This is a genomic window from Paenibacillus sp. UNC217MF (assembly GCF_000686865.1).
GTDB classification, from domain to species: domain Bacteria; phylum Bacillota; class Bacilli; order Paenibacillales; family Paenibacillaceae; genus Paenibacillus_B; species Paenibacillus_B suaedae.
In genome coordinates this window covers 1-11,907 of record NZ_JMLT01000034.1, presented here as the reverse complement: position 1 = coordinate 11,907, position 11,907 = coordinate 1, and the positions used below count along the sequence as shown (strand labels likewise).

At 46.9% G+C, this 11,907-nt stretch carries 7 protein-coding genes; all 7 read left to right on the top strand.

Features of this window, described 5'->3' with window-relative positions; genetic code table 11:
• Window positions 1–393: 393 nt before the first annotated feature.
• Window positions 394–3,183, top strand: coding sequence for a phosphoenolpyruvate carboxylase (gene ppc, locus BP95_RS0115920; RefSeq protein WP_021255709.1), 2,790 nt, complete (start codon window positions 394–396; stop codon window positions 3,181–3,183).
• 374 nt (window positions 3,184–3,557) lie between these two features.
• Entirely contained in the window at window positions 3,558–4,124 is a 567-nt protein-coding gene (gene sigW / locus BP95_RS0115915) for an RNA polymerase sigma factor SigW (protein ID WP_021255710.1), read from the top strand.
• 200 nt (window positions 4,125–4,324) lie between these two features.
• Window positions 4,325–4,942, top strand: a complete 618-nt coding sequence (locus BP95_RS0115910) for a zf-HC2 domain-containing protein (protein ID WP_028532705.1) — start codon at window positions 4,325–4,327, stop codon at window positions 4,940–4,942.
• 194 nt (window positions 4,943–5,136) lie between these two features.
• A complete protein-coding gene (cdaA, locus tag BP95_RS0115905) occupies window positions 5,137–5,961 on the top strand; it encodes a diadenylate cyclase CdaA (protein WP_021255712.1) in 825 nt (274 codons plus the stop codon).
• Complete coding sequence (locus BP95_RS0115900) at window positions 5,954–7,393, top strand: CdaR family protein (protein ID WP_021255713.1); 1,440 nt, start codon at window positions 5,954–5,956, stop codon at window positions 7,391–7,393. The genes cdaA and BP95_RS0115900 overlap by 8 nt, the downstream gene beginning before the upstream one ends.
• 151 nt (window positions 7,394–7,544) lie before the next feature.
• Entirely contained in the window at window positions 7,545–8,888 is a 1,344-nt protein-coding gene (gene glmM / locus BP95_RS0115895; RefSeq protein ID WP_021255714.1) for a phosphoglucosamine mutase, read from the top strand.
• A gap of 810 nt (window positions 8,889–9,698) precedes the next feature.
• Window positions 9,699–11,534 (top strand): glutamine--fructose-6-phosphate transaminase (isomerizing), encoded by a 1,836-nt coding sequence (glmS, locus tag BP95_RS0115885; protein ID WP_021255715.1) that lies wholly within the window; start codon window positions 9,699–9,701, stop codon window positions 11,532–11,534.
• Window positions 11,535–11,907: the final 373 nt, after the last annotated feature.

The window sequence follows — 11,907 nt, the reverse complement described above, 5'->3', positions numbered from 1 at the left end:
GGACGTGTGGTGCCGACAATAGGAGGCACGATAAGCGACCGGAGTATTCCCGTTTCATTAACCAGAATGAAATCGACGCCGAAAGGCTTTTTTTATTTTGTTGAGAATAGCTGCGTTCGCAGTTCATATTTAGACGATCATGTATGAATTATAGGCTCTACATGAAACATAATGAGTAGGATGATGAACATACATTTCAGGCTGTTTAAGGCTAAAAATACAGGTTAGCGATATCAAGATAACGATCCATTGTAAACCCGAACCAATGTAAGGGGATACAATTGAAACGTGCGATTTTTTCAATGAAAAGTAAAGATTTTCGTCTCAATTTGTAGTATGATGTTAAGAAAGTCTTTTACAGACTGTACTGAATTGTGAGATAGGGGGAGACGAATGACTGATCTAACGTTAACCGCAAACAAGACGAATTCCAACAATATGTTGCGGCGGGACGTTCGTTTTCTGGGTAATATACTCGGCGAAGTGCTCGTCCATCAAGGTGGTAATGAATTGCTTAACATTGTGGAGAAGATCCGCGAGCTTAGCAAATCGTTGCGTGCCGTATTTTTACCCGAGTTGTATGAGGAGTTTAAGCAACTCATCAATACGTTGAACCCCGAAATCCGACATCAAGTGATTCGTGCATTCGCTATCTACTTCCAGTTAGTGAACATTGCAGAACAGAATCATCGGATCCGTCGCAAACGCGATTATGAGCGCTCTGCAGGTGAAAGCATTCAACCAGGATCGATCGAAAGTGTGATCATGGAGTTGAAGGAGCGTAAAGTTTCCGAAGAAGAATTGCAAGAAATTATTGAAAGCATTTCTTTGGAACTTGTCATAACGGCGCACCCGACTGAGGCGATGCGTCGGGCCATTCTCGATATTCATAAGCGCATCGCTGATGATGTCACAATGTTGGATAATCCAACTCTGACACACCGTGAGCGTGAACAATTGCGAGATAAGCTGCTGAACGAAGTGATTACACTGTGGCAAACAGATGAACTGCGTGATCGTAAGCCAACTGTACTCGATGAAGTGCGCAACGGCTTATTCTATTTCAACGAGACACTGTTCGATGTTCTGCCAGATGTATATCATGAATTGGAACGCTGCCTGGATAAGTACTATCCATCCGGAGGATGGCATGTGCCTACTTACCTTCGATTTGGTTCTTGGATCGGTGGCGACCGTGACGGCAATCCTTCGGTTACCCATGATGTAACATGGGAAACATTGAAGATGCAGCGTACTCTTGCGATTCGCAAATACGAGGAGAGATTGAAGTCCTTATTCCGTACGCTTAGCTTCAGTACTACAATTGTATCTGTGTCTGAGGAGCTGCTTTCCTCGATTGCAGAGGACAGCCGCAATGTGACATTGACGCATGCGGGATACTGGAACAATGAGAAGGAACCGTATCGTATCAAGTTAATCTACATGTTCGAGAAGTTGAATAATATACTGGATGAGTCGACGAAGGGGACAGCACAGCGTTACAATAATCCGCTTGAGTTCTTGGAAGATCTGAGAATTATTGACCGGAGCTTGCGCCACCACTTCGCAGATTATGTATCAGACACGTATGTGAAGAAACTGATTCGTCAAGTAGAACTGTTCGGCTTCCACATGGCGACACTTGATATTCGTCAGCATAGTAAAGAGCATGAAAATGCGATGACTGAAATTTTGGCTAACATGAACATCGTGGACGATTACAGCAGCTTGAGCGAAGAGGAGAAGATTGAGCTTCTTAATCGCCTGCTGAATGATCCTCGTCCATTGATATCGGAATATATTCAATATAGTGAATCTACAACTGAAGTACTGAATGTGTATCGTATCGTCTATGATGCACAGAAGGAATTCGGTGAGAAATGTATTACAAGCTACTTGATCAGTATGGCGGAGGCAGCGAGCGATGTGCTTGAAGTCATGCTGCTGGCGAAGGAAGTAGGCTTGTTCCGCAAAGAGAAAGGCAAAGTACACTGCACATTGCAGGCTGTGCCGCTTTTCGAGACTGTCGACGACCTTCATGCCGCACCTGCGATCATGAAGACGTTGTTTGATTTGCCGATATACCGCAGTGCTGTTGAAGCAATGAATGATCTGCAGGAGATCATGCTTGGCTACTCAGACAGCAACAAAGACGGCGGTGCATTTACAGCGAACTGGGAGCTTCGTATGGCTCTGAAGGAACTGACGGCGTCTGCGAAGAAGTACGATGTGAAATTGAAGTTCTTCCATGGTCGTGGCGGTGCACTTGGTCGTGGTGGTATGCCATTGAATCGCAGTATTATGGCTCAGCCTCCACACACGATTGGTGGCGGCATCAAGATTACGGAGCAGGGTGAAGTATTGTCTTCCCGCTATTCCGTACAAGGTATTGCTTACCGAAGCTTGGAACAAGCTACTTCGGCACTTATACAAGCGGCTACGCTGGCTCGTACGCCGCATACGGATCTGTATGAATCGAAGTGGAAGGAGCTCATGGAGAGCATCTCCCAGGCTTCGCTGAAGAAGTATCAGGATCTGATCTTCCGTGATCCAGACTTCATGACGTTCTTCAAGGAGTCTACGCCGCTTCCAGAGATCGGTGAACTGAACATCGGTTCACGTCCGTCGAAGCGGAAGAACAGTGACCGCTTCGAAGACTTGCGTGCGATCCCTTGGGTATTCGCATGGACGCAGAGCCGGTACTTGCTCCCTGCGTGGTATGCAGCAGGAACAGGATTGCAGAGCTTCTATCAAGGCAAGGAAGAGAATATGGAAACAATGCGCCATATGTATCAGAATTATTCCTTCTTCCAGTCTATGATCGACAGCTTGCAAATGGCACTTGCGAAGGCGGATCTTGTCATTGCCAAGGAATATGCAGGCATGATTAAGGACGAAACCATTCGCGAGCGTATTTTTACGCAAATTGAGGAAGAATTCAAATTAACCTCTTCGTTAATCCTGCAAATTACCGGACAAGAGGATATTCTCGACAATGTTCCTGTCATCCAGGAATCGATTCGCTTGCGCAATCCATACGTGGATCCGCTCAGCTATATGCAGGTGGAACTGCTAGCAGAACTGCGCGAGCTTCGTGAGAACGAAGAGGATGATGCGGTATTGCTGCGGGAAGTTTTGCTTACGATTAACGGTATTGCAGCAGGGCTTCGAAATACAGGTTGATAATGTCGGAATGATCGATTTCCGCAGGCTACGTCGATACGTAAACAGCACGAAGTAGCGACGATGCAGTCGAGTCTTGAGCGATCGAGGCTCGACTTTTCCTGTGTTTACACATAGGAAAGAGTGCGTCGGCAAAGAAGAGCAGCATTGCTTCTGCATTGACACACTCGCACCCCTAGGGCAGCGACAGGCAGGGAACAAGGCTTCCCGAATGAGCCATTGTTCATTCACTGAATTCGGTGAATGATCGTGAGCACAGTAAGATACGTTGCTCCCAAGGTTCGCATTCCTGCTTACGATGTCCGGCATTGTCATTGAGGTGCAATGATTGAGAAGACATCGGCATAAGAGCAGTGAGGATGGAGGGAGACCGCTTGGATACGCTAGAACAACGGCTCGTGAGATTAGCTCGAAAAGGGGATACGCGAGCGTTTGCCGAGATTGTCGATTTATATAAGGATAAAATATTCCATCTTGCTTATCGCATGCTGAGCAATCGGCATGAAGCAGAGGATGTGGTACAAGATACATTTCTGCGTGTATATCGCAATTTGGATCGTTACGATGAGACTCAGAAGTTCTCGACTTGGATCTATCGTATCGGAACGAACCTGTGTATTGATCGCTTGCGCAAACGGAAGCCGAATTATTCCCTTGATGCAGAGATGAATGACCAGGAGGGCATTGACGGGTATGCGATGATCCCTAGCGATAATCGTACACCTGAGACATACTTGCTTGTAAGCGAGACTCAGAAAATGGTCCATGAGGCGATTGAGAGTCTCCCTGCAAAATATAAGACCGTGATGGTGCTTCGTTACTTAAAGGATATGTCGCTGCAGGAAATTAGCGATGTACTGGATATGCCTGTGACCACGATCAAAACGAGGGTGCACCGGGGACGAGAATTTCTCCGCAAGAAGCTGGAACGTAAAATCTGATAAAAAATAGCAGGCTAAAGAGTGAAACTATTTTGCATTCAAGTCGTATCGTATAACAAGCCGAATGAGCCCTAACGAAAATGTATAGAATGTTGGGAAAGACTTCGGTGCATGACGATACGTCCCAGATAGGGTCATCCTTCTTAATGTAGGATGCGCCATCGTATCTGATTGGAGACTCCATGAAAGGATTGGCTCAAATGGATTGCAAACAAGCCGTCTCATTAATGCATGATTTACTAGATGACGATTTGACACCGGAATATGCACTCGAATTGAAAGAACATATGCTTGCATGCCCGGATTGCCGCGAACGATTTCGTCAGTTAGAGGAGATGGATACTCTGCTGTACAGCTTCAATCACCGAGTGCAGCCTGTATCGGATGATTTGACGGCACGGGTCATGAGCGTTATACCGAAGCCGAAGCAGCAAAGTGCGTTCATGCTATGGGTCAAACGTCACCCAGCCATTACCGTCGCAGCCGTCTTTGTGTTGGTTATGATGACAAGTGCGCTAAGTATGTGGAATGCGGATAAGCAGCTTATGGTTAAGGGCGCTGATCTGAATGGAGTTGTCGTAGAGAATAATAAGGTCATCGTGCCTTCGGATAAAGTAATATCAGGTAACTTAACGATTCATAACGGAGTCGCAGAAGTGTACGGCAAAGTGAAGGGCGATGTAACCGTCATTGACGGGAAGCTGTATCAAGCATCTACGGCAAATATTTCGGGATCGGTTCACCAAATTGACGAAGCACTAAGCTGGATGTGGTACCAGCTTACGAACTTGTTCGGCACGGGGCCGTCGTTGCCATAACGAATGACAGTATCCGTATCTGTTGTACCGAGGCTCTCCTGCAGCTATTGCAGGAGGGCTTTTTTGTAAGGATGGATAAGAATGGGATATAAATTTTGCTTCATCAAGACGAAAAGGTTATAGTTATACATAGAGAGGTGCTTCATCTTCTCATCAGGATCTTATCAGGGGAAACGAACGCCGGGGGTACCTGCATGAATTATTTTGCGGACATGTCGTGGAAAGACACGATCAAGAATATCATCGATATTTTAATCGTTAGTTATGTAATTTATAAGCTACTTGTGCTCATCCGCGGAACGCGTGCTGTCCAGTTGCTGAAGGGGATCTTTATCCTCGTTGTGACTTGGGCGATCAGTACGTGGTTTGATTTGTATACGCTGAAATGGCTTATGAATCAAATGTTTACGTTCGGGGTTCTTGCGATCGTAATTATTTTTCAACCTGAGCTGCGACGAGCATTGGAGCAGTTGGGTCGAGGGAAAATGTTCGGTGGACGCGCGGTAGCAGAGGAAGATGAGACGGCTCGTGTTATTAGCGAGCTTATTAAAGCAGTTAATTATATGTCACGTCGTAAGATCGGTGCACTCATCGTCTTCGAACGTGTGACAGGGTTGAATGAATACACGGAGTCAGGCATTGCCATGAACTCCCGTATTAGCTCAGAGTTGCTCATTAACCTATTTATCCCGAATACACCACTGCACGACGGAGCAGTTATTATACAAGGCAGCCAAATTGCAGCAGCAGCTTGTTATTTGCCGTTGTCCGAGAATCCATTTATCAGTAAGGAATTGGGGACAAGACATCGGGCAGCTATTGGAATCAGTGAAGTATGTGATGCGATTTCTGTTGTCGTCTCCGAGGAGACAGGACAAGTGTCCCTTGCTATCAATGGACAAGTTGTGCGTGATATTAAGGAAGAATCACTCATATCCAAGCTGTTCGATGAGTTAAAGCCGAAGGCGAAGAAAGAACTAAAAATGTTCTGGAAACGAAAAGGTGAGCATCATGGATAAGTGGTTAATGAATAATAATGCAGCGAAGATTATCGCGTTAGTATTAGGTGTGCTTCTATTCGCTGTCGTACATAAAGACGATACAACGCCGACTTCTCCGCAGCCGCTCATGGAATCTCGCTGGATTGATGACGTGCAAGTACGGATTGTCGGATTGGATACGAAGCAGCAGGTAATTAAATCCATACGGCCGGATAAGGTTCGTATACAGGTTCGAGGCAAGCGGACAGCGATTGCTTCTGCATTGCCAGAAGATTATAAAGTAACACTTGATTTAACAGGCTATGGGAAGGGGAAACATGTGGTACAGCTCCGTCATGAGTTGCCGACTGGAATTGACTTGATGTCGATGGAACCGAGCAGTGCAACGATTGAGCTGGAGGATGTGCAGACGAAGGAGTACGAAGTACAGGTACAAACAGAAGGAACCCCTGCCAAAGGATATAAGGCAGGCACTCCAATTGTGCGTCCTTCGAACCGGGTCCATGTAACGCTTCCCGCATCTCGTATGGCTGAAGTAAAATCGATAGTAGGTGCAGTAAGTGTCGATAAGGCGAATGAGTCTGTCATCACGAAGCGGGTGAAGTTGACGGCGTATAATGCGAGAGGCGATGAAGTGGAGGGAGCAGTCCTGACACCATCTTTTGTCGAGGTCGAAGTACCGATCACGAAGCCATTCAAGACCGTACCGCTCCAAGTGAATTTGACTGGACAATTAGCGGAAGGACTTGCTGTGTCAGCCTTGTCTCCAGATGTCAATCAGGTGACCCTGTACGGCCCTCAGGAAGCGTTGGATAAGATCGAATACTTGGATAATGTACAAGTCGATTTGCGCCAATTTGAAGCTGCTGGGACGTATAAGATAAAGGTACAATTGACGCCGCCTGCGAACATTGAGAAAATAGAACCGAGTGAGATTACTGTCGAATTGCAAATTTCGGGTGTAAAACAGCGTACGATAACGGACGTTCCTATTACACTAACGGGCGACAATGACCGATTGGAGACGACAATTGCGGAACCGGCTTCCCGCAAGATGGACGTTATTGTTGTTGGCGCACCGAATCTGATTGATGCGCTGAAGGTAAGTGACATTCAGCTGATTGCGAATGTGAATGACTTGCCTCCTGGTGAGCATACAGTGAACTTGCAGGTAAATTTACCTCGGTTCGTTCGACGAGTGGATTCAACTCCACTAACGATCAAGGTCGTGATTAAGGATACGGAAGCGCCCGTAACGACATTGCCTGATCCAAAGCCTCCTACTTCGATCCCAGAAGAAGTAGGCAACGGCTCGACATCAGGAACCCAGAATGAGACGGGGCATCCAAGCAATCCATCGACCGACACTCATGAGAATCCGCCTTCCTCGAATGAAGCGGAAGGAACACCGTCCGATGCGGTGAACGGATCAGTGGAACATTCCAACTAGAGATGTGTGACATCTATGAATTGACGAATAGAATAATGAAAAATCAAATTTACGACGTGAGAATAGATGCTGCACAGGATGGATGTATGATCGAAGGTGCTAACTACAGCAGATCATATTGATTGATGGCAGCATGAAGGAGAAGCGAACGATGGGGAAATATTTTGGTACTGATGGTGTACGCGGTGTAGCGAATCAAGAATTGACGGCGGAACTTGCTTTTAAAATTGGACGCTGTGGAGGCTATGTACTGACGAAGCAGGCATCAGGCAAACCGAAGGTGGTTATCGGGATGGATACGCGTGTATCTGGCCGTATGCTTGAGGCTTCATTGACAGCAGGTTTGCTGTCAATTGGTGCAGATGTCATCCAGCTTGGGGTGTTGTCTACACCAGCTGTTGCATATTTGACACGTGTATTGGGTGCTGACGCAGGGGTTATGATCTCTGCCTCCCATAACCCTGTTCAGGACAACGGGATTAAGTTCTTCGGCAGCGACGGCTACAAGCTGCTTGATGAGACAGAACTTGAAATTGAGCAGCTAATGGATGCTGCTGAAGATGAGCTTCCTCGTCCAATTGGCGAAGGTCTCGGTACGGTTACAGTGGATACGGATGCGAAGTGGCGCTATGTAGAGTATTTGGAGTCAACCGTTGATCAACGCTTCGATGGTATGCGTATTGTGCTCGATTGTGCACACGGTGCTGCTTATGAGCTGGCACCACGCTTGTTCCGTGAACTTGGTGCAGAAGTAATCGCCATTGGCGCTGAGCCAACAGGTCTGAATATCAACGATCATTGCGGTTCAACGCATCCGGAAATGTTGAAAGAAGAAGTGCTGCGCCACAAGGCTCATTTGGGTCTGGCTTTTGACGGCGATGCGGATCGCTTGATTGCCATTGATGAACATGGCGAGGAAGTTGACGGCGACTTCATTCTGCTCATTTGCGGCGATGCAATGAAGCGGGCTGGTCGTTTGAATAGTGATACGATTGTAACAACAGTCATGAGCAACATTGGCTTCTTCAAGGGTGCTGAGAAGCACGGATTGAATACAGCCAAGACGGCAGTTGGTGATCGCTACGTTATGGAAGAAATGCGCCGCGGTAATTATAACTTAGGCGGTGAGCAATCCGGACATGTTATCTTCTTGGATTACAATACTACAGGGGACGGCATGCTGTCTGGTATCCAATTGGTTGCTAACTTGAAGGCAAATGGCCAATCCTTAAGTGAAGCGAAGTCGCTTATGCGCAAATACCCGCAAGTGCTGGTGAACGTGCGTGTTGGGGATAAATCGAAATACCAAGGCAATGCAGCTATCGAGAAGGCGATTGCGGAAGTTGAGCAGGAGTTGGGTGACAATGGTCGCGTGCTCGTTCGTCCATCCGGGACAGAATCCCTGATACGTGTTATGGCCGAAGGCCCTGAGTCGGATATTGTAGAGGGATATGTAAACCGCATTGTAGAGGTTGTACAGAAAGAACTAGCTTAATAGGACTTGTTCAGAGCCGTTTGCTTGACGTTGTCAGGTAAGCGGCTTTCTTCCTATTTTCTGTAGCATTGTTGCGGAAAATGGCTAAAGTGAATATAATGTAAGAACATGTTCCGCAAATACAGAGTGGATAAGGCGAAGCCGATGCCTGGAAGCTCAGCCAAGAAGCCGGTGTATGATGCAGGAACAGCTTATGCTAGAGGATGAGCTAGTCCTCTTCGTAAGGAAGATAGGAAATAGAAAATTAGAAGATGATTCACATATAGAAAGTGAGGATTGTGAGGTTGGCAATGTAACGGGCAACCGTTCAAGAAGCGCCAGCGCTTGCTGCTGAATCGGCCATTGCAGCGAGTGGACGAGGTGGAGGTGTTCGAAATGTTCGGCGGGGACCTCCCGGTGTGTTACCGGCACCGTAAGAGCATTAGCGGAATGCAGGAGAGGCGACTTTCCTGACAACGCATGCTTACGCAGGTATGTTTGATAATGAGATGGAGATACACTTGCATAGTCAAGGCGTATCCATTTGGAGATACAATGCAGCTGATTATCGCTGCCATTAAGATTTAACTCAATTAACTACTAAGAATCGGGCTGTCTCGTGGATGGACAGAGCACACAGAGTCCAAGCTTGCTTGTTGTGCTGCTTGGCGAAGTAGGCTATTACAAATTAGGCTGCTTCCCTCGTTATCCATGAGCTTATTGAACTTTATAAGTCATCCAATAATGCTATGCACTCACGCTTATGAGGCATGGACTTCTGTGTGCGACGTCGCCAACTGGAGAGGCCGCGAATAATCGGAGGTCTATATTATGTGTGGTATTGTCGGATATATTGGAGCTAGAAATTCTCAAGCGGTGTTGTTGGAAGGATTGGGCAAGCTGGAGTATCGTGGATATGATTCTGCTGGCATTGCTGTATTCACACCGGAAGGCTTGCAAGTGCGCAAGGCACAAGGTAGATTAGCTGTCCTTGCTTCTCAATTGGAGGATGAGCCGCTGCAAGGTTCGGTAGGCATTGGCCACACTCGCTGGGCGACACATGGCAAGCCTTCGAATGAGAATTCGCATCCACATACGGATGCATCGATGAAGTTCTCTGTTGTTCATAATGGTATTATCGAGAACTATATGGAGCTGAAGGAAGAGCTGATCGCGTCCGGAGTTGTATTCCGTTCAGAGACGGATACAGAGGTCATTTCTCATCTGATTGCTCAAGAGTATGACGGAGATATTGTGAAGGCTGTGCAGAAGGCTACAGCGCGTATGCGCGGTGCTTATGCATTGGCTGTCCTGACAGAGCATGAACCGGATAAGCTGGTCGCTGTTCGCTTCGCAAGTCCGTTAGTTATCGGTATTGGAGAAGGCGAGAACTTTATCGGTTCGGATATTCCGGCGATTTTGCAATATACGCGTCGAGTGTATATTTTGAACGACAACGAAATGGCCGTACTGACTAAGGACGCTGTCGAATTGATGACGTTAGAGGGGAATTTTATTTCTCGGGAAATGATTGTTGTCGATTGGGACGTGTTGACTGCGGAAAAAGGCGGTTACGACCATTTCATGCTCAAAGAAATTCATGAGCAGCCCAAGGCATATCGCGACACGATGCGCGGTAGAATGCAAGAAGATCGCAGTGGAATCAAGCTTCCTGAGTTGAAGCATTTGACTGCAGAGAAATTACAAGAAATTCGCAACGTGCATATTGTCGCATGCGGTACTGCTTATCATGCAGGTCTTGTCGGACGTACGCTGATCGAGCAATGTGCAGGCGTTCCCGTGGAGACAGATGTCGCTTCGGAGTATCGCTACCGTTCGCCAATTATTACACCACAGACGCTTGTTATTGTTGTCAGCCAGTCTGGTGAGACAGCAGACACACTCGCAGCACTCCGTGAAGCAAAACGCTGCGGTGCGACGGTTCTGGCGATTACGAACGTAGTAGGCAGCTCGGTTGCCCGTGAAGCAGACGATACTATCGTCACATGGGCAGGGCCTGAGATTGCGGTTGCTTCTACTAAGGCGTACACATCACAACTTGTTGCCTTCATGATATTCAGCCTGTACTGGGCAGAAAAGCTTGGCCTTCACGATCAGGCTTGGATTCGTGAGCAAATTGCTGCGATGCAGGCATTGCCGGAGCAGGTGGAGCGCATTCTGGAGCAATCTGACGAGCTGAAGCGGGTTGCAGAGGACATTGCGAAGCACGACAATATGTTCTTCATCGGACGTGGTCTGGATTATGCGGTAGCATTGGAAGGATCGCTGAAGCTGAAAGAGATCTCATATATTCATTCCGAGGCGTATGCAGCGGGTGAATTGAAGCACGGCACACTTGCCTTGATCGAAGAAGGAGTACCTGTCATCGCACTGGCTACACAGACTGCGCTTGTTGAGAAGACAGTGAGCAACATTAAGGAAGTGAAGGCGCGCGGCGGTGTCGTTTATGCGATTACTGACGAAGCGAATGCTGCTGCAGTAGAGAAGGCGGTAGATGGCATGTTCGTACTGCCAGCTACGCTGTCTCGCTTGTCTCCTGCCTTGTCTGTAGTGCCATTGCAGCTTGTTGCTTACTATGCAAGCTTGGCACGTGGCAATGATGTGGATAAGCCAAGAAACTTGGCGAAGAGTGTGACTGTGGAATAGAGAAGAGTATTGATTGAAGTTATTTTAATAAAGATTGATAAATTGTAATAAAGTTTGATTAAAAACATCTCACCTCTATAGATTTTAAGAGGTGAGTGTTTTTTTTTTTTTTTTTATTTATTGGAAATTTTGATAATATCACTTTGAAAATTATGAAGAAATGTACTTAAACTCCCTCAAAATGATTAAGTTTCCTCACTCAGACTCATGAATTCGCAGGATTTCACCCTATGGTAAATGTGAGGGAAGAAGACTTGTAGTAGCCGGTGACTTGGGGATCGTAGCAAGGGCATGCGAAAACAAAGGTGAGGCATCAACCACCTATATTATTCCATATGCGCACGTCTCCACTTCGCCTTAGCGATTCTCACTC